Below are 21,573 nucleotides of genomic sequence, written 5' to 3'. Positions count from 1 at the left end.
TATGTCACGAACAATATACCTTTCAAAACACGAATTATAACTTTTCTTTATATAACTCTAATTTTTCTAACAATTGTTCTTTTACGCCTGGCCATTCACTCGAGATAATACTGTACACCACCGCATCTCTCACATAACCATTCGGTAATTTTCTTTCATTTCGAAGCACACCCTCTTTTACTGCTCCTAACCTTTCAATTGCTCGTTGTGCTTTTTCATTTCTTGCATCCGTCTTAATTTGCACTCTCAGCATATGCAGTTTTTCAAAAGCATACTGGAGAAGCATATACTTACACTCTGAATTTATACTCGTACGTTGCACACTCGGATGATACCACGTTTGCCCTAACTCAACTGTCTTATCTTCTACTGAAATATTATATAAACGTGTACTTCCTACAATCTTATTCGACTGTTGATCGACGGTTACGAAAGGTATTTGAGTACCTCTTCCGTAACCTTTTATCGCTTTTTGAACGTATTGTTGCATATCTTGCACACTATCCATTTTAGAGATTAAATACGCCCAAATAGCCCGATTTCCTTCTACAATCGAAAACAAAGTTTCGACATCAGTATTATCCATTAACCGCAACTTTGCTCTTTCGTGAATAATTTCCATTTTTAAGCCCCCTTTGTTGTTACTATATCATAAGAATATAAAACGTATTATAAGAATATAAAAAATATAGAGCGAAGAATTCTTTTCACATATATTCTTCTCGTATAAGGTAGGAAGACTCATCAGTAACCCTTAAAAAAGAATTTTTGGTAATTTCCAATAAATTCTATATAATGATAAACGGGAGGGGATAAAAAATGCTAGATCAAATTACTTGGGGAACGCCAGGCAGCTTATTATGCTTAGGGTTCTTTTTTGCGGGACTAGGAATCTTCTTAAGAAGCGTTACGTCATATACGAAAAATAAATAAGAATATCCCGCTTTTAAACAAAAGAAGCCCTCTTTTTACAAACGGCTTCTTTTTTATAACTTTACCTTATTAAAACTTTAAAGCAATAAATAAGCAATCGGCGTAATAATAAGTAACGTTAAAATCGTTCTCTGCACATATAAAATAATAAGTTCAGACACTTTTAACGGAATATCTGTTGATAATATACAAGGAATGGAAGCGGAGAAAAACAAAATAGATGATACGGAAACAACTGCAATGACAAACTTTGTCACAATTGGTGCACTTACTACTAATAATGACGGTAAAAACATTTCTGCAATACCAACTGATGCGGCTTTAGCAGCTAATTCTGCTTCCGGTAATTGTAATAGCCATGTAAATGGATAGAAAATATAACTAATCCAATCAAATATTGGCGTGAACTTCGCTAAGACGATACCAATTAATCCTACTGACATAATAGATGGTAAAATTCCCATCGTCATAATAAATCCATCTTTTAAATTCACTGCAATATTTTTCATAATGCTCGGTGCAGATTTTGATACTTCTAACGCATCTTCCCAAGCACGTTCTAACATTTTCTCTTTATAAACAGGCTCTGGGAACCCTTCTTCTGTTACATATGTATCTGGTTTTCTACTAAGGGGTGGGATTCTTACGGTGATAGCAGTCACGATGAATGTTACAACAAGCGTAGTCCAAAAATAAACATTCCATAAATGCATAATATCTAATGTTTTTGCGATGATGATCATAAATGTAGCGGATACTGTAGAAAATCCTGTAGCGATAATCGCCGCTTCTTTTGTCGTATACTTTCCTTCTTTATACACGCGATTCGTAATAAGGAGAGCAAGCGAATAACTTCCAACGAAGGACGCAACTGCGTCGATTGCCGATCTCCCCGGCGTATTCCATAATGGCCTCATAATCGGCCGACAAAATGTACCGATAAATTCAAGCAATCCATATCCGACTAATAACGCTAAAAACGCCGAGCCAATTGGAACGAGCAAACTTACTGATATGACTAGCTTCTCATACAAAAACGGTCCAACATCTGGCGCAAAGAACCAAGCTGGTCCTACTTTTAAACAATATAATATGCCAAATACAACGCCAACTACTTTTAAAATAGAAAAACAAATGTCTACGATAGATGCATTCCATTTCTTCGTATAAAATGGATAAATCGCACCAATCGCCATAACGAACAATGCATAATAAGGTACTACGCCTGGAACCGAAGCCCTAATCCACGATACGATATGATCAATCATAATAGACGATGCACCGTTTATCGTAACAGGAACGAAAAACATAAACACCCCAACGAGACTAGCAAGTATAAACCGAAGAATAATCCCCTTCTCTCGCCCTGTCTTAATTACATTACTCTTTAATTCAATTTCACTCAAAATTCGACACCTCCTATTATCTAAATATTCTGTATAATTATGTTATATTCCTTCTTCCCATTTCTAATATTTCATCATATAAAAAAAAGCCTATTTTAAAATAGGCTTTTTCTACTACCTCTCATAATCATCCACAATTACTTGAATAACACGATGCGATTCTTCTGCCACTATGTTATTACTAGTCTTATTCGCATCATATGTAATTAACGCTTTCCAAAGTGCCCATCCTCTTGCTCTATTCCACGTTTCTTCATCTATGCGCAATACTTCTTTAAATACGTTTCTGCTATTCTTATCAAAAAAAGTCCATGCCATCGCCGCATCACAAGCAGGATCTCCTACACCTAAAATACCAAAATCAATTACAGCACAAAGTTTTCCCTCTTTAACGAGTAAATTCCCCGGTGCTACATCTCCATGAATCCAAACTGGCTTACGGTCCCATGTTGAACTAAGTGCTACATTCCAAAGGTGCTTTAATAATGCCTCGTCAAAAACATCCTTATTATTTTCAATAGCAACTCTCGCCTCTTCATCATATACAGATATAAGTCCGCCTCGGTAAAAATTATGCGCTCCAGCTAAAGGGCCGTTACTCGCATTAATAGATTGCAATTCTACTAAAAAGGATCCTAAGTCCGCCGCAAATTCATTTAAATCACGAACATTTTGTTTCGTAACTGTTTCTCCCTCTATCCACTTATTAATAGACCAAGGCAATGGATACGCTTCAGACGGATTTCCTTTCGCAATTGGTGTAGAAATTGGTAAAGAAAGTCCCTTACTTAATATAGGAAGCCAACTATTTTCTTTCTCTACTTGCGGTGCATATGCCGCATCACTTGGCAATCTTACACTCATCTCATCCCCTAAGTGAAACGTCCTATTATCATGCCCACTAAACTTTACAGGTTTCACTTCTAAATGGGCCCATTCAGGAAACTGTTCCTGTATTAACTTTTCAACTAAACTTACGTTAATTGGATGCATTCACATTCTCCTTTTCTTTTGAAACTTACTAAGCCCATCCGTACTTCCAACATATTCAAAATTATTTTTCTTATAAAAATCATTCAACGTACGATTATGCCCCACGCAATCTAACTTCAAATACTCTTTGTCATGTTGTACATTCTCTTCTATCCACTGTAAAATCCATTCTCCAATTCCGTTCCCCTTATACTTCCGTTTCACCGCAAATCTATGAATATATAATGAATTAGAAACTTCCTCTTTACCAAAAATATGTTCATCCCATTCATTTTGTTTAGGAGAAACTGTAACCGTACCAACTATTTCATCTTCTTTCAGAACAACATATGTATATTTCTCTCTTATACATTCTAGTATTTCAGCCGTAGCTTCCTCTCCTAAAAGATACTGCCACTAATCCACTTCTTTATATTGTAGCCATTGTGCTACTTCTTTTAATAGAGTAATAATGCTATCGCTTTCCTCTTCAGTAGCAGTTCGAATTGTATATTCTTTAACTGTATTTCTCTCCATATCGCTGTTCCCCTTTCCTATCGCTATCATACTGATAAACGCGTTCTACCGTCATTTTCGTCGGTAACGTATTCAACATAATAACCTTGATTCCTTGCGTTTTCATACATCAATTCAATCTGTTTTTGATCTTTAGCGTAAATTGTGACGTATGTACAATCCGCAACTAGTAAAACTAATTCACACTTACTCTCTTTAAATTCTTCATATGTTTCAATATCTACTACTTCCTCTCCTTTTGAATACGCTTTTAAATCTGCAAAAATAACATAATATATATTGTCTTTAAATAATATTTTCAAATCTGATCCTTCCACTATACTTGGTTCTTCTGGAAATAATGCCTCATCCAATCCACCACGTGCTATTAAGTATGACTCCTCACTCCCTACCCACCAATCATATGAAGAAATATCAATTGGCTTTAACACTTTCCAAAGTAAATTATCATATTCATTTGGAATATCTACTGTAATTCCTCTTTTCATTTATTTGCTCCTAGCTTATTTATTTTCGTTTTCATTTCATACATTATATACCAAATTCAATTACCATATTTTGTCGATATCTATGTAACTTGTATTTCACCGCGAAAAAAAACCGTCCCACTACTTATGAAACGGTTTCTTTATGCTTATTAAGTTTTTCATGCAATTGTTGCACTGCGCTTTAAAATAAATTCTAATATATTCATCACATCAGCCATTTATTCTTAATGCTCACTTCGTCTTCACAAAATAATATAAAAACCACACCGCATGATTTTGTTCATCGGCAGCTATTCTGCGCAATAACTCTTTCATATGTGCATCCGATGCTTCATCTGAAATTTCCAAGTAAAAATCTACTGTCTTCTGTTCATCTTGTATTGCGAATTCTAATCCTTGTAAGTACGTATTTGGACATTCTTCTGTAATTTGTGGTTTAGGCTGCTGACCAGTTAAATTTGTATAGATCTGTACAAAATGATGGAAATGCTTTATTTCATCGTTACGAATTTCAAGAATTTGATTTCGTTCCGCCGCATTTGGAGCCATGTTGGCTAATTTCGCATAGCAACTTATTGCACTAAACTCTCCATTAATTGCTTTCTCAATATCACGAATCAACTTATCATTTTGCCTATACCAATCATAATCATTCGAATTATACATCGTATCCCCTCCATTATTTCACATAACATTTTATGCAATTTGAAATAGCAGGAGCATGTATATAAAAGGAAAACGCAAATCCGAACTCTTCGATTAAAAAACCTATCTATCACTACTTTATTTTCCTATAGAGTAATAATGAATTCAAAAAAACCGGTTCACTAATAGTGAACCGGTTTTATCTTTTACACATTTCATTTATACACAACTTTAAAATAGGAATAAACAGTTAATACATAATACCCAAAGTAAATTATGCAATATGCACCACTACTAATTAAAATTGGAATAATGATGTTATTTATAGGTATATTGTTAATTATCGGTATCGCAAATAAGCTATGAACAAGTCCGACTATTAGAGGTGAAATAAAACTAAAGCTAACTTGTTTCGAAATTGACTTTCTTACCTCTTTTTTCGTAACACCTATTTTCCGAAGAGTTTCATAATATCTCTGATTAGCATACGCTTCAGATAATTGTTTATAATATATAATTGAACCTGTCGCCAAAACAAATATTCCCCCTAAAAAACTTCCAATAAATAACGCAACTCCATACAGTTGCATAAAATCTCCATTTGTTTCAGATTGCCCTACATAATACCCTGCTGCGACTGTACTAATTGCCGTTAAAGCTGTAGCGCTTAATATAGCAATTGTTGCAAGTAACTTAGCGTTCCCTTTTACTCGGTATAGTAATTGCGAAATGTTTATTATATTTATACCGCTATAAAATATTTCTCTTTTACTTCTAATTTTCTTTAAAACAATAACTGTATAAGAAGTGAATAGAAAATATGTCCCAAAAACAACTAAAAACAAAATAAAAACTGGAATTATTATAGGATTTATAATAGGGTTCATAGGATCAATGGGATTCCGCACAATATTTACTACTTCACGGAAGAAGCCTGCTAATATATATCCTAATCCCATTAAAATAAGACCTATATACGCCCTAAGTACAGAACCTTTTGGCATCCGTTCTCCTTGATGATTAGCTTGAAACATTTCAATCAATGGAAATTTATAAATAATGCGAGAGTTTTTCCATGCTGTATATAATAAAATAGATAAAAAGACGATGAACGTGTCTATTATTGCTTTTATAGATAACTCAAAATGAATAGGTACATTTAATTTCATTAAACTCATTAGCAGCTCTAAAAATAACTTAAAACTCATACTGCCAATCAGTATGCCAACTACTAAAGCAAAGCCTCCCATTATCATAGTCTCACAAAATAACATCGTACCAATTTGTTTTTTAGTTATTCCTAGTAAAGAATATAATCCTACCTCTTTTTTACGTTTCCTTATAAAAAAATTAGTAGAATAAATAATAAATATGGCTATAAAAATAATGAGAATCACTTTTGAAGATTGAAGAACACTATTAATCATCACATTATTAACCATTTCTTTTTTTATTTGAGTACTATATCGAAGTGATGCAAATATAAAATAGATAAGCATACTTGAAGCTAACGATACAAAATAAAGTATATACTCTTTAAAATTACGCCGTATGTTACGTTGAACTATATCAAATAAATTCATTTATCTGAACCTCCAGGAAATAATTGATGTAAAATATGACAAAGGGCACAGCTAGATAAGGTCACCAGCCAGCCCTCCAGAAATAGAAGACATTACATCAATGACTTTTTGAAAACACCTTACTAAAAAATTACCTTTTCACTTATTCATATCGCAAACACTCAATCGGATCTAATTTAGCCGCTTTATTAGCCGGCAGTATGCCAAAGACAATACCAATTGACATCGATATTCCAACTGAGAGTAATCCAAGACTTACAGAAATAACTAGTGGCCATTCACCTATTGATGAAGCGATCCAAGCAAAAAACATACCTAATCCAAAACCAATCGCCCCGCCTAATGACGTTAAAATACATGCTTCGATGAGAAATTGTGTTAATATTTTTCCTCTCGTTGCACCGAGCGCTTTTCGAATACCTATTTCACGTGTACGCTCTGTAACGGATACTAACATAATATTCATCACACCAATACCACCTACAAGTAAGGAAATCCCAGCAATACTAGCAAATACTATTTTCATCGTTCGTGTTGACTCTTCTATTTTTTGACCATATGCTTTCGTATCCTCCACTGTAAAAGAATGCTCAAATTCTGGGGATTTCAATTCATTCAATACAGATATAGCTTGTTTTTCTACAGCCTCTCGCTCACTTGGAGAAGATAACTTAATTTTCACTGTATCGTATTCCTCAATCCCTGCAATTAAAGATGCATTGTCGATAGATGTATATCCTTCATACAATTTAAATTGACGTTGAAAACCGTCTTCATATTTGTACACCCCGACAACTTTATATGGTTTTCCTTTTATATCTATATACAAATAATCTTTCCAAGTATCAAATAGTGTTTTAAATAAATCTTCAGCTACAATTACAACAGGAATTGGCTTTTTCAGTTCATCCGTTGTTAACTCTCGCCCATGCACCATCTTCATTTTAAAGTCCTGCATAAAGTTTCCTGTTCCCCCATTTAAACTAAAGGAAACATTTTTTGATCCCGTATATACTTTTACGTCCCTATGCACATTGGGATACACATCTTTTACACCTCGTATCACTTGCAATTGCTTTACCATATGTGGTGTAATTTTTGCTTTTTCTGTCGGAAAATCCGGGTTGAAGTATTCTATTTTAAGTTCATCCATATGCTGATTCTCTGCAAGTTCCTTTTGCATCTTTGCAGTCTGTCCATCTCCCATTGAAATAATTGTAATAATTGTAATAATTGCACTTATTCCAATAATAATACCTAGCATTGTTAATATAGATCGCATTTTATGCGCAAAAATAGAAGATATGGCCATGCGTATATTTTCATTCGTATTCAAATTTATTCTCTCCAATCTTGTACGATATTGCCGTCACGAATTACAATTTGACGTGCTGCTGCTTCTCCGATTTCACGATCGTGAGTAATCATAATAATCGTTGAACCTTGTTTATTTAATTCGTAAAAGAGCTCCATAATTTGTTCACTCGTTTTCGTATCAAGTGCACCAGTTGGTTCATCGGCTAAAATAAATTTCGGATTATTTACAATGGCACGCGCTACAGCAACACGCTGTTTTTGACCACCTGATAACTCACTTGGAAGATGAGTAGCACGTTCAGCTAACCCAACTTTCGTTAAAGCAGCTAACGAAAGCTCGCGTCTTTCTTTTTTATCAACTCCTGCATAAATAAGAGGTAATTCTACATTTTGAAGGGCTGTAAGCCTTGGTAGTAACATGAAATTTTGGAATACAAAGCCGATTTCTTTATTACGTACGTGTGCAAGTTCTGTTTCAGACATAGTTGAAATGTTTTGACCAGCTAGCTCATACGTACCTGCAGTTGGTTTATCTAAACAACCGATAATGTTCATTAAGGTTGACTTACCAGAACCTGATGGTCCCATAATGGAAGTGAATTCCCCCTGATTCAGTATTACATCGATTCCATGTAATATTTGGACGGACTCTGTACCGTTTTGAAAAGATTTCGTGATGTCTTTTAAATGAATCATTTTGTGTTAACCTCCATACCATCTTTTACATTTTTCATAGGTTCAGAGATAATTTGTACACCTTTTTTCACTCCAGAAACTTTTGCTTCATGATCCGTTTCAAATTCAACCGTAACTACTTGTTCTTTCGCTTTTCCATCTTTGACAACGAATACAACATCTTTGTCACCTTTTTTCACCATACTGCTTTTCGGAACGATTGTACCTGTTGCTTCGCCTGTTTTATTTGTCACGTTTACGTGGAAACCGTTTTGTAATCCTTCACTCTCGTTTAATGTAACAGTGAATGGATAGCTAGAAACTCTTTTGTTTTCATCCATATTCTTTACTGGTGTAGATCCGATTTCTGTAACTTTTCCTGACCACGTCTTACCAGATACAGTTTTTGATGAAACTATTACTTCTTGTCCAACTTTCACACTCGCAAGCTCATATTCAGACAGTTGACCTTTTACTTTAAATGGACCAGCGTGACGAAGCGTAATCCCACTCATTCCAGCATCATTATTTTTGACGATGTCATCAATTACACCATCAGCCGGGCTCGTTACTGAAAGTGTGTTTACTTTCTCTTTTGCTGCTTTAATCATTTCATCAGCTTTTTCTACTTCAAACCTTTTCATTTCAATTTGTGATTCTAATTGTTGTACTTCGATTTCTGATGCTTTTAACGTTCCCTCAGGAAGACCAGCGTTTTTATCTTTTTTTAATTTCTGCTTCGCTGCATCCATTTGTTTCTGATGCAATGTTACTTCTTTTTGCGCAATTTTCTTTTGCATTTCCGCTTCTGTTACACCTTGTTTAGTAATTGGGTCATTATATTTAAAAAGAAGTTGCCCTTTTTTTATTTCATCACCTTTTTTAACAGCTATTTCATACGTACCTTTTGTTGGATCGAATGAAATTGTTTCTATACCATTTGGGATAACCTCTCCGCCTAATTTTTGCTCCTCCTCTATTTGTTTTTCTGTCACTTCATATGTTTTATAAGTTTCAACTGGTTCAGATTCTCCTGCAAATGTCATATACGACCCTACTCCTAAACCAATTGTGACCATACCAACGATGACTAGTTTTTTTGCTTTCTTCATATCATAATATCCTCACTTTTTCATGTGTTTTACTTTTAGAAACTGTACGTCCTTTTCTTTAATAATTTTTGAACGTTTTTGAAAATGATATATAAAGCCTCGTACATACTATGTACAATATAAAAAGCCCCACTTTTTCATTACCAGTTCCTCCTTGACCTAACATACGTATAGGATAGAAAAAACTAATTAAATAAAAAGTGGGGTAAACATTAAATTTTTATTAAATTCTTGAACTCTCTTCTTTTGGCAATCTTACTTCAAATATTGTTCTAATTACATTACTTTCTGCTGAAATCGTTCCATTATGCTGTTCAACAATATTTTTTGCAATAAATAACCCAAGGCCTGTACCACCTTGTTGCCCTGTTCTTGCTTTATCACCTGTATAAAGCATGTCAAAAAGATAGGGCAAATCTTCTTCTGGAATGCTATCTCCGTAATTAATAATTTGTATGATAACCTCTCCATTTTCAATATATCCATTCATATCAATAAATTGGCCAGTATCTCCGTATCTAACCGCATTTGTTACAAGATTTTCAAATACTCGAGCTAACAAATTCCCGTCACCATAAATATATAAATGAGGATTAACATTCAACCTAGCTTCTAAATGATGTTTCTCCAATAATGGATATAATTCCTCATCTAATTGTATAAGCAATTCACTTATATTAATTGTTTTTTTATCTAACTTTAGCACGCCATAGTTCATTCGCGTAATTTCAAATAACTCATCAATTAAACTTTCAAGTCGCTGCGATTTCGCAAATGCAATCATAGAAAAATGTTTAATTTGCTCCTTCGATAAACTCTCATCTTTAAGAATTAAATCTAAATAACCTAAAACAGACGTTAAAGGCGTTCTTAAGTCATGAGCCAAATTAACAACGAGCTGATCTTTACTACTTTCTGCAAAGTCACCTCTCTCAACAGCCTCTTTTAGTTTTTCACTCGCTATATTTATTTCACGCGCAATCTCGCCAAATTCATCATTTGAAGTAATATGAACTCTCTTTGTAAAATCACCGTTAGCAAGATGGTGAATACCGTTAGAAATTTCATTAAAATATTTTAAGTATGGTTTTGTTAAAAAGAAAAAGAATACAACAGATAGTGGGATAAAACACATTAAAAAGAATTTAATATCTACAATTGGTCTAAATTGAGCTAAATAATCTTCGTAACGTACCATCGTTCTATAATAAAGCTGTAATACTTTATAAATTATATATGTTCCACCAGCTGCTAATACCATGCTTAGCGCAAACAAGGCAATCATTTTAAAACGAAAACTTCTCATCATGTTAGCCATTGAACGTATAACCTACCCCCCATACCGTTTTTATTAACTTATCCTTTCTTGTATCCTCCCCAATTTTTTTTCGTAAAGTACGAATATGTACCGCAACCGTACTTCCACCATCGTAATAATCACCCGTCCACACTTGCTGAAAAATGTGTTCCACACTGTACACTTTCTTCGGATGACTCGCTAATAAATATAAAATATCAAACTCTTTTGGAGTTAATTCAATTTGTTCGCCATATACATTTACCTTTCGTTGATCAAGATTAATAGCCACTCCGCTTGTTTCTAAAACGGATTTCTTCTCCTCTACTTTCGGTTGATTTAACGTAAGAAATCTGCGTAATTGTGCATTTACACGTGCAACTAATTCAATTGGTGAAAAAGGCTTTGTCATATAATCATCCGCACCTAGTACAAGACCTGTCACCTTATCAAAATCAGATGTTTTCGCGCTTAGGAAAATGATTGGCATATTATGTTTGATACGAATTTGTCTTGCTACTTCATAACCATCTATTTTTGGCATCATAATATCTAAAATAACTAAATCAATTGGTTGCGATTGAATGATAAGAACTGCTTCTTCTCCATCAGTAGCTTTCACAACATGATAACCTTCTTTTTCTAAATGTATCCCAATTAACTCCGCAATTTCCACCTCATCATCCGCTATTAATATTGAAATCTGCTTCATTTTACTCTTCCTCTCATTCCTTTTTCATACGTTCAATTTTAAACTAGTCTATTTGTTTATCCCCTCTTCAAAGAGCTTTATTATGAAATCCTTACTTTTTAAAAATAATCTTGAGTACTATATTTCTTTATGCATTTATTTTTGCATGTTTATATTTTGTTAACTTTGCAACACCCTCTACGATTTCACGTTGTGTGGTAGAAAATGCAGAAAAACTAACAAAATTAAAGCATATCAGAGATAATCATTATATAGTACAACAGGTTTTTCAGGAGGATTTCTACATCCCAAGCCTAGCTAAGGGACAGTTAGTTCAACAAACAACTAACTCCCTTTTCATTATATCAATATATTTTGTACACTTACATGTATTTCAACATAAAAAACTGCTCCACTACTAGTGAAACGGTTTTTCCTTTATTAATTTTTATGCATTCACTTCAGTTTTTTGTTCCTTTACTCCACTACGTTTGAAAGCAGTCGCTAAAATAATCATCATACTTACTGCACCAATCCAAACGAGCACAGTAAGAGGTGTACTCCAGCTTAATCCTTTTCCGAAGAAGAATATTTCTCTAAGCCCTTCAATCATAAATCGCATTGGCAACCATGCGTACACCCAGTCTTGATAAAATGGTAACAACATTTCCGGTGCTAACGATAATAACGGTGCCCCGAAGAATAGTAAGAGAGCGAATACACCGATTCCCTTTAGTCCAACTAATGAAAGTACCGCCGATATCATTAAGAAGAAACTAAAGGATGTAATAGATAGAAACAGTGCCGTATCTGTGAAGTTCGAAATATTTACCCCTACCATACCATCCGCGATCCATGTAAGACCGAACCCAATGACAAATATGGCATCTGCTCATATTGGTGTGATTCAGCAATGGCTAAATAACGGGCAAAAAGAAACACCAGAGGAAATTGCTCACTTTTTATCAACAATCGCAGTTCATGGGCCTTTTTATGCAGCTGGCTTAAAGAAATAATTCAGCTATATAATAAAAGAACATCCACTATAATAGCGGATGTTCTTTTATTTCATTACAACACTTCAATATACCCTTCTGTTCCATGTACCCGAATTCGTTGTCCGTCTTTTATTAAATTCGTAGCATTCTCTACTCCAACAACTGCCGGTAATCCATATTCACGTGCAATTACTGCTCCGTGCGTCATAAGTCCGCCAACTTCAGTGACTAACCCTTTTATAGACACAAACAATGGTGTCCAGCCCGGATCAGTAAAAGCTGTAACTAATATGTCGCCCTCTTCTAAATTCGCTTCTTCCATGTTTAAAATAACGCGAGCTCTCCCCTCAATCACTCCTGAAGAAACAGGCAAACCTACAATCGCATCATCTGGGAGGTTTTCTCGTTTATATTTACCTGTAATGATTTCTCCATCAGACGTCATTATACGAGGAGGCGTTAGTTTTTCATATAATTTGTAATCATTTTTTTGTTTTTGGATAAGCTCATAATCTAGTTTATTCGTGCGAACTACTTCGTGAAGTTCTTCAAAAGTTAAATAGTATATATCATCAACTTCATGAATGACACCGCTCTGCACAAGTTGCTCAGCTTCTTTCAGTAACGCTTGCTTATATATGAAATAACGATTAATCATACCGTATTTTGGATATTCACGATAGCCGATAAAATTACGGATATTACGAATCATTCGCTTCGTTTCTTCTACTTTTTGTTTTCCACCCGGTAAGTGCTGTAATCGATTTACTAACTCTTCTTCTTTTTTTAAAGCTTCTTGCAGTCCTTCTTCAAATTTCCGCTTACTCGCACCATATTCAAAATCTCTTATATTATTTAAAATTATCGGGATAATTGTAGTTGGCTTTTCACTCCAGCGCGTTTTCGTAATGTCGATTTCTCCGCTACATCTCATTCCGTATTTATTTAGAAAAGTTAGAATGGCATCTCGAGCTTCTTCTCCACCTTTAAACTGAACTATTTCATCCAAAAAGTTCTCATTTTCTACATGTTGTAAATACGTAATAACTTCTGGATATGACCGAATCACATCAGCGACATCCATTAATGCTAAACCCATTTCAGATGTAATATTATTTTGTACCGATTGAGAAAGCGTGTCTGCTGCATTTTTTTCGCCTAGCCATTGCTCCATTTTTTCATTCATCCATGCTGAAGCATTCATTCCTGCCATAATAACAGCGATACTTTGCGGGTTAAATAATACTTTTTTTAATTGCTGGATGTCTTCCAAAATAAAATTAAGTACATCCACCCCTGATTTCATTTGCATGTTTCGTTTTAACTCTTTGATTGATGCTTCACTATTCTGTATTAAATTCGTAACGATTGCCGGATTATTTTCGATTTCTGGTTGCGAATTTGCAAGTTGCTTATTTTTACTAATAATCTTTTCTTTTTCATCATCCGGCAACAATGTAATAAAATTATCTCGCTCGATTATAGTCGTTAATGCATCTCTTACGAGTGGATCTGATTTTCCTAAAGTGTTTATTAAGTAATTTCTGCTAGCAGGTGAAGCTAATTGTTGCGTAGCATCAACAAACAGCCGTCCTCCCGCTTTACGCATAGGAGCATTAGTCGTTAACAGGAAAAAAGATAACCCAAGTGGTTTCATCGCATCAGTCATCATTTGTTGATGGCCAACTGATATATATACATGATTTCCCCCATCATTTTCTTCAGGAATTGGATATAAAGTCGTAATGGGGCGACTTTGGACAATATAAAATGTATTATGGGCTAAACACCATTCAATATCTTGCGGACAACCAAAATAAGCTTCAATCTGTCTTCCGATACTTGCTAGTTGTAAAATTTGTTGTTCAGACAATGTTTGAAGTTTTTGCTGATTAGGAGCAATTTTCTTTCTCTCTGTTCCGCCTTCTTTTCGTCCATAGATGGCTAATTTTTTCGTTGCGATGACCTTTTCGACGATTTCATCTTCTTTTACCTTATAATTATCGGCAGAAACCAATCCAGATACTAGCGCCTCGCCAAGTCCAAAGCTGGCATCGATTGACAACACCTTCCTATTCGAAGTAATCGGATCCGCAGTAAATAAAATCCCTGAAGCCTCAGGGAAAACCATTTTTTGAATGACAACACATATAGAAACTTGATTATGTTCAAAACCATTTTGCATGCGGTACGTAACTGCTCGCTCTGTAAATAAAGACGCCCAGCACTTTCTTACATGCTGTAAAATCGCTTCTTCTCCAATAATATTTAAATACGTATCTTGTTGACCTGCAAATGAAGCATGCGGTAAATCTTCAGCCGTAGCACTCGAACGCACAGCATACGCATGTTCATTTCCAAAACGCGAGAGATAATGAGCTACCGCTTCCACTACATCAGTAGGGATTTCTACTGCCATAATGACTTCTCTAATCTTCTTACTCATTTCACCAATTTGAGCACGCTCTTCCATTTTCAACTTTGTTAGCTGCTGCAACAAAGTTTGAAGCTCTTCATTTTGCTCGATAGCCTTTTCATATCCTACCGTTGTAACACAAAAACCTTCGGGTACTTGTATACCTTGAATGTTTGTTAACTCCCCTAAATTCAATCCTTTTCCACCGACGAGAAAAAGCTGCGTTTTTTCTATTTCCTGAAAATCGAGAACGAAAGAACTCATGTAACATCTCTCCTTACTTTGCACGTGTACTTGATTGTAACAGTAGTAAATGAGAAGAAACAGTCTATTTCGAACTTGATTTACATGATATAATTAAGTTAGGAAGAGATTAAAAAATGCCCCAGTTGCATAATGAAGTAACTGGGGCTCCTTATTTCCGCTCAATTTTAAATTATAATTTATTCACAACTAACTTCAATGTACTTCTATTTTTCTCCTTTTTTATAACACGCCATTAATTATCACACACAATTCTTACCTCGACAAATAGTATATAACTCGAAATACGCTTTAGTTTAACCTCCTGTGAGCCTTTTCACAGGAGGTTTTATACATACATATATTATTTATAATGAATTAGTTCTCCCACTTTCCAAAAAAAGGATGATTGTATTGGAAATGAAAAAACTTCAAGGAATTTATGATGATGTTATTAGTTTAGGGGAAAATTGTTATACCGCTATTCATCTAAAAAAATATAGGCTGCGGAAATATTCAGGTCCTCTAGATTGGTTTGAATCACCGAATCTTTCTTCTATCAACACATTATTGAAAAATAATTTTATAGACTTTATGGATTTAAAAAACATGCACGCAATGCAGGAACAAAATATTGTGTTTAATGATGGTGTGATACAACCTGTTTTTTCTCATATTATAAAAGACACAAAATATAACGTAACATCTTATCATGATTTCCCTGTTGTTCCAAATGAAGATTGGTTCATCACATACCATGATTTTAAACAAAAATTAGATCGAAGAATTGATAACTTTTACGAAAAAATTCATCATTCACAATCCATTTTATTTGTTAGATGGGGCGGAAACTTGACTGAAGCACTAGAATTACAAACCGTTTTATCAAATATTGTTAAAAATAATTTTAAGATTCTTTTACTCTATCCAACAGGACTTGAAAATGAAATAAACGAATTAGAATGGGGGCTTGATCATGTTTTCCCTATTCAAGTTTCAAGTAATTATCAAAATAAAAGAACTTGGTATATCCTCTTAAAAGATATACACTTAAACTCAAAATAATAGTAGAAACTACGACTTTACAATCAATATTTTTTGTTTGCACTTTATATAAATTGATATGTCTCCATCTTAATTCTAGGAGTAAATTATTGCTTTTTTAATCCCCCCACTCATTCTTTTCTCAAATCCTCCAAAATGGATTTGAGAAATTAGGGAACTATAATGTCGTATGAACATATAGTAAGGGGGATAAAAAGTGGACAATGAGATGAATTACGGAAGTGATTACAAGTTTATTCCAGCAACTTCAATTGAAAGTGGTCATGGCATCGAAGTATTGCCTGATTTGTTTTGCTACACGATTCAAATCGTCAACATATGTTTTGTTGGGAATCCGCATACCGATGATTTTGTTTTAGTTGACGCTGGAATGCCTAAATGTGCAAATGAAATTATCTCTATCGCTGAGGATCGATTTGGTACCAATAGTCGCCCAAAAGCAATTATTTTAACTCACGGCCATTTTGATCATGTTGGAGGAATAATTGAACTCATTAAATATTGGGATGTTCCAGTCTATGCCCATCAAATGGAGATACCGTTCCTGACCGGACAACAAAGCTATCCTGAACCAGATCCAACAGTTGAAGGTGGTATGGTAGCGAAAATGTCTCCCCTGTTCCCTAATGAACCGATTGATTTAGGAAATAGCGTAAAAGCACTACCTACCGATGGAACTGTTCCCCATATGCCAGAGTTTAGATGGATTCATACATCAGGGCATACTCCTGGGCATATTTCATTATTCAGAGAGAAAGACCGAACTTTAATTGCTGGGGACGCTTTTGTTACAGTGAAACAGGAGTATCTGTATAAAGTAATAACTCAAGAACAGGAAATAAGCGGTCCGCCTCGTTATTTAACAACAGACTGGAAAGCAGCTAAAGAATCAGTCATTAAATTAGAAGAATTAAAGCCTCTAGTCGCTATTACTGGACATGGGATACCAATGTCAGGTGAATTGCTATCAACAAGCCTCAAAACACTGGTTCAAGAATTTGATAAAATTGCTGTACCTGATTACGGAAAATATATAGATAAAAAGATGCATTAAATGCGGAAATACTTTGTTTATTTTTATATTAATGAATCAAAACACCAACGAATATTAAGTTTAATATGAAAAAACACTGTACTTAGGCAACATCTCTATTATAAGAATGGAACTACCCTTTATGAATAAAGCTCGATATTCCGCAAATACTATCCATAGTATAAGCCTGCTTCTTACCCAGGTTGTACTTCTTACCATTAAAGGTTGATTAAAGTGGGTTACGCTATATAGCATAACCCGTTTTTAATGAAATCTTTTATTCCATATACGTTTAAACAATGGAGGAAAATAATGAAACATATTGTTGCTTTATTAATTAAATACACAGCGATAACTGCAGTATTACTTATCGTACTTGGTATCTTTCAAGGCATTTCCATTCCTAGAGTATTACTCATTTCTCTTTTCTTAACAGGAGCTGCCTATTTAATTGGCGATCTCTTCATTTTGCCTAAATACGGAAATATGATTGCTACAATGGCAGATTTTGGCTTAACCTTCTTCGGAATTTGGCTTTTAACATCCTTATTTACTAATTTAGATGCTACTCGTAATATTGGATTTTCTTCATTTATGGCCACATTAATTATTGGCGGAATAGAGGTTTTCTTCCACATTTATATGAAGAGGTTAGTACTGCATAACGACGATGAATTAAGAAATCACAATCATATTCGCCATGATAAATATGCTATGGAAATGTCAGATGAATATATGGATTCTTCCACAATAAATAAATCCAAGCTTGAGGATACATCTAAAAAATAAAAAAGTGGCCAACGCCACTTTTTTATTTTTGTTTATTAAGCTTGATCAGAATTTCTTACATGTAACGGAGGTGGTACTACCCACCCTTTTTTCTTACTTAAACGCAGCAAAGTTACACCTGCTTGCGCCTTTTTCATATGAAATTGTCCGAATAGCATGCCTACATCTTCTCGAAGACATTTTCCCATCACTTGACTACATGTCACAAGTCCAGCTGCTAATCCTGTAGCAACAGCTGCTGCTATTTCAACATCATTAATACGTGCCCCTGGGGGAATGTCTTCGATAGATGCAACTGGTCGTTCTGGAGGAGCAGGTGGTAAAGCTACGCCATTAACCTTTAAAAGAGTTTTTAACTCTTCTATCTCCGAATTCATATCATTTTCAATTAAGCCTTCTAAAAACTTCTTCAAATCTTCATCACCTGTATGATTCATAAACACTTGATGGCTTGCAATTGCACCTTGTGCAGCTAAAAGATAACTCCAAATATCAAATACTTCTCCGTAATGTAACGGTTCATTTTGAGGATTTCCACTTAAAATACCCATCTTTAAATTCCTCCCTTTCGAAAATATCATAATAAATATTGATTTCAATATTGAAACCAAATTTTTAAGTATGCTTTTTCCTGCAAAAGATTTTCTACTATGCATGGAAAACACCTTTCCAACACTGTGTGTTTATTGTTTAGGAAAGTAGTTTACAAATCAAATACTCAAAGATTATGAAAGAAGATTATCGATAATCTTTGAGTGAGAATTCATTTACTATAAGGGTTTGTTTTTATACATATACAAAAGAAATTGATTTACATACCTGCTATATTGTATGCCCATTTACTTAGCGGTTAGCTCTACCACCAAGTTGTTGTTCAGCCATTGCTACTAAACGTTTTGTAATTTCACCACCAACAGATCCGTTTGAACGAGCTGTTGTATCTGCACCAAGTTGTACACCAAACTCTTGTGCAATTTCATATTTCATTTGATCAAGAGCCTGTTCAGCGCCTCGAACTAATAATTCATTACGATTTCCACTATTATTGTTTGCCATATTATTTCACCTCCGATGTTTTTAATATGTTACAAATTATGAAATAATAATTATCCTTTTTATGGAAATTTTATTGTGAATAAATATTGAGTTTCTTCTTAAAATAGAGCAAAAGACATAAGAAAGAAGAGTTGCTATAACGTACTTTCATAACAACAATATGTGTAAATTTCTCTTTACTAAAGATTTCTGTTTTGCCAAGAGATACATATAAATTATGAAAAATGATTTCTAAGGAGATATGAGATGAAAGCTGTAACCTATCAAGGACCAAACCAAGTACAAGTTAAACAAGTTGATGATGCAAAGTTAGAGAAAAAAGATGATATTATTGTAAGGATTACTTCAACCGCTATTTGCGGTTCTGATTTACATTTATATCAAGGTAACATGCCCTTACCTCAAGGATACATTATCGGCCATGAACCAATGGGAATCGTTGAAGAAGTCGGGCCAGATGTCACTAAAGTGAAAAAAGGCGATCGTGTTGTCATCCCCTTCAACGTTTCTTGTGGACATTGTTTCTATTGCCAACATGAAATGGAAAGTCAATGTGATAACTCAAACCCTCATTACGATTCTGGTGGATACTTTGGTTATACGGAGAAATTTGGTAATCATCCAGGCGGACAAGCAGAATATTTAAAAGTTCCATTTGGAAATTTTACTCCATTTGTTATACCGGAATCATGCGAGCTTGAAGATGAATCCCTACTATTTTTATCAGATGTTTTACCTACAGCCTATTGGAGTGTAATAAATGCAGGCGTTAAGCCAGGTGATACTGTTATCGTCCTTGGTTGTGGACCTGTTGGATTAATGACACAAAAATTTGCTTGGATGCAAGGCGCTAAACGTGTAATTGCAGTGGATTACTTAGATTATCGGATACATTATGCAAAAAAGATTAACAACGTTGAGGTATTTGAGTTTACAAAATTTCCAGATATGGGAGAACATTTAAAGGAAATTACACATGGCGGTGCCGATGTAGTCATTGATTGCGTGGGAATGGATGGAAAGAAATCGCCACTAGAATTTCTGGAACAAAAATTGAAATTACAAGGCGGAACTCTCGGCCCTATTCAAATTGCTACAAAAGCTGTAAGAAAATATGGAACGGTTCAAATGACTGGCGTTTATGGTGGCAATTATAATGCATTTCCACTCGGAGCATTTTGGGTTAGAAACATTAATCTTAAAATGGGACAAGCACCTGTCATTCATTTTATGCCAGAACTATTTGAAAAAATAACAAATAAAGAATTTGATCCAAAAGAGATTATTACACACAAAATCCCCCTTGAAGAAGCGAGCTACGGTTATCAAATTTTTAATAATCGTGAAGATGATTGTATAAAAGTCATTTTGAAACCTTGAAGATACAATTTGTTATTCTTTATAAAAAGGTAAGATTGCACTCCATAATCTTATCTTTTTTTATTACATGCTAAGTAGCTATTCCCTCACTTTCATCTCACATCGAAAAGAGTTATTTCAAAAGACTTTGCATTTTAAGGTAACGATTTATTGGTAAAAAAATGAATTTAAGTATTAAGTACCCAACTAGCGGACACGATAACAATGTTAACTAACTTAAAAAGAGGTGTCCTTCATGTTTTATTATAAAGAAGAAATAATTAATATGATTAAGCCGGATAAACCAGACCCAGCTGCCGCAAAAGTTTTACAAGAAATATTAGGCGGGCATTATGGTGAAATGCGTACAATGATGCAATATTTCTTCCAAAGCTCAAATTTTAGAGGCAAAGAGAAGCAATATCGCGATTTACTTCGAGGTGTTTTTTTAGAGGAAATAAGCCATGTAGAACTTGTACAACATACAATTAATCAACTATTAACTGGATCTGGTGAACCTACGCCAGGAAATGCTGGTATTGACAACGCACCACTTGATGAAGCGGTTAAACATGCAAATCCTCACCACTTTATTGTAGGTGCTCAAAGTTCATTGCCTGTTGATGCAGCTGGCAACCCATGGAATGGATCTTGGGTATATAGTCATGGGAATTTAATTAGCGATTTATTAGATAACGTAGTACTTGAATCTACAGGTGTACTTCAAAAAACTAGAATTTATGAAATGAGTTCCAATCAAACTTTTAGAGAAACACTTGCATTTTTAATTGTACGTGATAATGCACATCAAAATGCTTTCGCAAAAGCTTTAGAAACATTAGGCGTTGAATGGGGGAAATATTCCAAGGTAGGGTAAGTACCCAGCGCCTTATCATATTTCTATGATAGGTTTCCATGTACTCCCCCCCGAACCGTACGTACTTGTCTCCAAGTATAC

General features: G+C 34.5%; 18 protein-coding genes and 4 pseudogenes. 6 read left to right on the top strand and 16 right to left on the bottom strand.

Annotated features, from left to right (window positions below; translation table 11 throughout):
- Positions 1 to 34 precede the first annotated feature (34 nt).
- The 13 genes and pseudogenes from MR169_RS16465 to MR169_RS16405 form a co-directional block, all read right to left on the bottom strand.
- The gene (locus MR169_RS16465) at positions 35 to 622 is read right to left on the bottom strand and encodes a GNAT family N-acetyltransferase (RefSeq protein ID WP_000402581.1); all 588 of its coding nucleotides are present in this window, start codon (positions 620 to 622) and stop codon (positions 35 to 37) included.
- Positions 623 to 1,010: 388 nt separating this feature from the next.
- On the bottom strand, positions 1,011 to 2,339 hold the full coding sequence (locus MR169_RS16460) for a YjiH family protein (protein ID WP_001289419.1): 1,329 nt from the start codon (positions 2,337 to 2,339) through the stop codon (positions 1,011 to 1,013).
- A gap of 114 nt (positions 2,340 to 2,453) precedes the next feature.
- On the bottom strand, positions 2,454 to 3,332 hold the full coding sequence (locus MR169_RS16455) for an aminoglycoside phosphotransferase family protein (RefSeq protein WP_086423634.1): 879 nt from the start codon (positions 3,330 to 3,332) through the stop codon (positions 2,454 to 2,456).
- Positions 3,333 to 3,848: pseudogene (locus MR169_RS16450) on the bottom strand (GNAT family N-acetyltransferase).
- Between the two features lie 26 nt (positions 3,849 to 3,874).
- On the bottom strand, positions 3,875 to 4,336 hold the full coding sequence (locus MR169_RS16445; protein ID WP_000820206.1) for a DUF2691 family protein: 462 nt from the start codon (positions 4,334 to 4,336) through the stop codon (positions 3,875 to 3,877).
- Between the two features lie 231 nt (positions 4,337 to 4,567).
- Positions 4,568 to 5,002 (bottom strand): ferritin-like domain-containing protein, encoded by a 435-nt coding sequence (locus tag MR169_RS16440; protein WP_000282808.1) that lies wholly within the window; start codon positions 5,000 to 5,002, stop codon positions 4,568 to 4,570.
- 194 nt (positions 5,003 to 5,196) lie between these two features.
- On the bottom strand, positions 5,197 to 6,564 hold the full coding sequence (locus tag MR169_RS16435) for an FtsX-like permease family protein (RefSeq protein WP_242319672.1): 1,368 nt from the start codon (positions 6,562 to 6,564) through the stop codon (positions 5,197 to 5,199).
- 142 nt (positions 6,565 to 6,706) lie between these two features.
- Positions 6,707 to 7,900 (bottom strand): ABC transporter permease, encoded by a 1,194-nt coding sequence (locus MR169_RS16430; protein WP_242319671.1) that lies wholly within the window; start codon positions 7,898 to 7,900, stop codon positions 6,707 to 6,709.
- 2 nt (positions 7,901 to 7,902) lie between these two features.
- Complete coding sequence (locus MR169_RS16425; RefSeq protein WP_000581539.1) at positions 7,903 to 8,577, bottom strand: ABC transporter ATP-binding protein; 675 nt, start codon at positions 8,575 to 8,577, stop codon at positions 7,903 to 7,905.
- Positions 8,574 to 9,668 carry an efflux RND transporter periplasmic adaptor subunit gene (locus tag MR169_RS16420; RefSeq protein WP_000709395.1) on the bottom strand — a complete coding sequence of 365 codons (1,095 nt, stop codon included), beginning with the start codon at positions 9,666 to 9,668 and terminating at the stop codon, positions 8,574 to 8,576. Before MR169_RS16420 ends, MR169_RS16425 begins: the two co-directional genes overlap by 4 nt.
- A 223-nt stretch (positions 9,669 to 9,891) precedes the next feature.
- Entirely contained in the window at positions 9,892 to 10,986 is a 1,095-nt protein-coding gene (locus MR169_RS16415; protein ID WP_000002612.1) for a HAMP domain-containing sensor histidine kinase, read from the bottom strand.
- A complete protein-coding gene (locus MR169_RS16410) occupies positions 10,979 to 11,677 on the bottom strand; it encodes a response regulator transcription factor (protein WP_000809865.1) in 699 nt (232 codons plus the stop codon). Before MR169_RS16410 ends, MR169_RS16415 begins: the two co-directional genes overlap by 8 nt.
- A gap of 427 nt (positions 11,678 to 12,104) precedes the next feature.
- Positions 12,105 to 12,548, bottom strand: a pseudogene (locus tag MR169_RS16405) (ABC-2 transporter permease); the annotation flags it as partial.
- Here MR169_RS16405 and MR169_RS16400 point away from each other — a divergent pair.
- Positions 12,538 to 12,672, top strand: a pseudogene (locus MR169_RS16400) (TetR-like C-terminal domain-containing protein); the annotation flags it as partial. The pseudogenes MR169_RS16405 and MR169_RS16400 overlap by 11 nt on opposite strands.
- 55 nt (positions 12,673 to 12,727) lie before the next feature.
- On the opposite strand, the gene ppsA reads toward MR169_RS16400, so the two are convergent.
- Positions 12,728 to 15,334: a phosphoenolpyruvate synthase gene (gene ppsA, locus MR169_RS16395; RefSeq protein WP_242319670.1), complete on the bottom strand. Its 2,607-nt coding sequence runs from the start codon at positions 15,332 to 15,334 to the stop codon at positions 12,728 to 12,730.
- 384 nt (positions 15,335 to 15,718) lie between these two features.
- On the opposite strand from ppsA, the gene MR169_RS16390 reads away from it, so the two are divergent.
- From MR169_RS16390 to MR169_RS16380, 3 genes are all read left to right on the top strand, one after another.
- The gene (locus tag MR169_RS16390; RefSeq protein ID WP_002000036.1) at positions 15,719 to 16,378 is read left to right on the top strand and encodes a DUF1796 family putative cysteine peptidase; all 660 of its coding nucleotides are present in this window, start codon (positions 15,719 to 15,721) and stop codon (positions 16,376 to 16,378) included.
- 196 nt (positions 16,379 to 16,574) lie between these two features.
- Positions 16,575 to 17,432 (top strand): MBL fold metallo-hydrolase, encoded by an 858-nt coding sequence (locus MR169_RS16385; protein ID WP_000368278.1) that lies wholly within the window; start codon positions 16,575 to 16,577, stop codon positions 17,430 to 17,432.
- 291 nt (positions 17,433 to 17,723) lie between these two features.
- The gene (locus MR169_RS16380) at positions 17,724 to 18,200 is read left to right on the top strand and encodes a YndM family protein (RefSeq protein WP_016118201.1); all 477 of its coding nucleotides are present in this window, start codon (positions 17,724 to 17,726) and stop codon (positions 18,198 to 18,200) included.
- Positions 18,201 to 18,235: 35 nt separating this feature from the next.
- On the opposite strand, the gene MR169_RS16375 is transcribed toward MR169_RS16380, so the two are convergent.
- Positions 18,236 to 18,751 carry a DUF3231 family protein gene (locus MR169_RS16375; RefSeq protein WP_000512125.1) on the bottom strand — a complete coding sequence of 172 codons (516 nt, stop codon included), beginning with the start codon at positions 18,749 to 18,751 and terminating at the stop codon, positions 18,236 to 18,238.
- A 292-nt stretch (positions 18,752 to 19,043) separates the two neighbouring features.
- On the bottom strand, positions 19,044 to 19,256 hold the full coding sequence (gene sasP, locus MR169_RS16370; RefSeq protein WP_000002833.1) for a small acid-soluble spore protein, SasP family: 213 nt from the start codon (positions 19,254 to 19,256) through the stop codon (positions 19,044 to 19,046).
- Between the two features lie 246 nt (positions 19,257 to 19,502).
- Here sasP and MR169_RS16365 point away from each other — a divergent pair, with 246 nt between their 5' ends.
- Both MR169_RS16365 and MR169_RS16360 read left to right on the top strand, forming a co-directional pair.
- Entirely contained in the window at positions 19,503 to 20,636 is a 1,134-nt protein-coding gene (locus MR169_RS16365; protein ID WP_061664378.1) for a zinc-dependent alcohol dehydrogenase, read from the top strand.
- 235 nt (positions 20,637 to 20,871) lie between these two features.
- Positions 20,872 to 21,474, top strand: a pseudogene (locus MR169_RS16360) (manganese catalase family protein); the annotation flags it as partial.
- Between the last annotated feature and the right edge of the window lie 99 nt (positions 21,475 to 21,573).

This window comes from Bacillus cereus group sp. BfR-BA-01349 (genome assembly GCF_022663795.1).
GTDB classification, from domain to species: domain Bacteria; phylum Bacillota; class Bacilli; order Bacillales; family Bacillaceae_G; genus Bacillus_A; species Bacillus_A cereus.
Note: the sequence above shows the minus strand (reverse complement) of the source record. Positions and strands in the feature narration are given on the sequence as shown.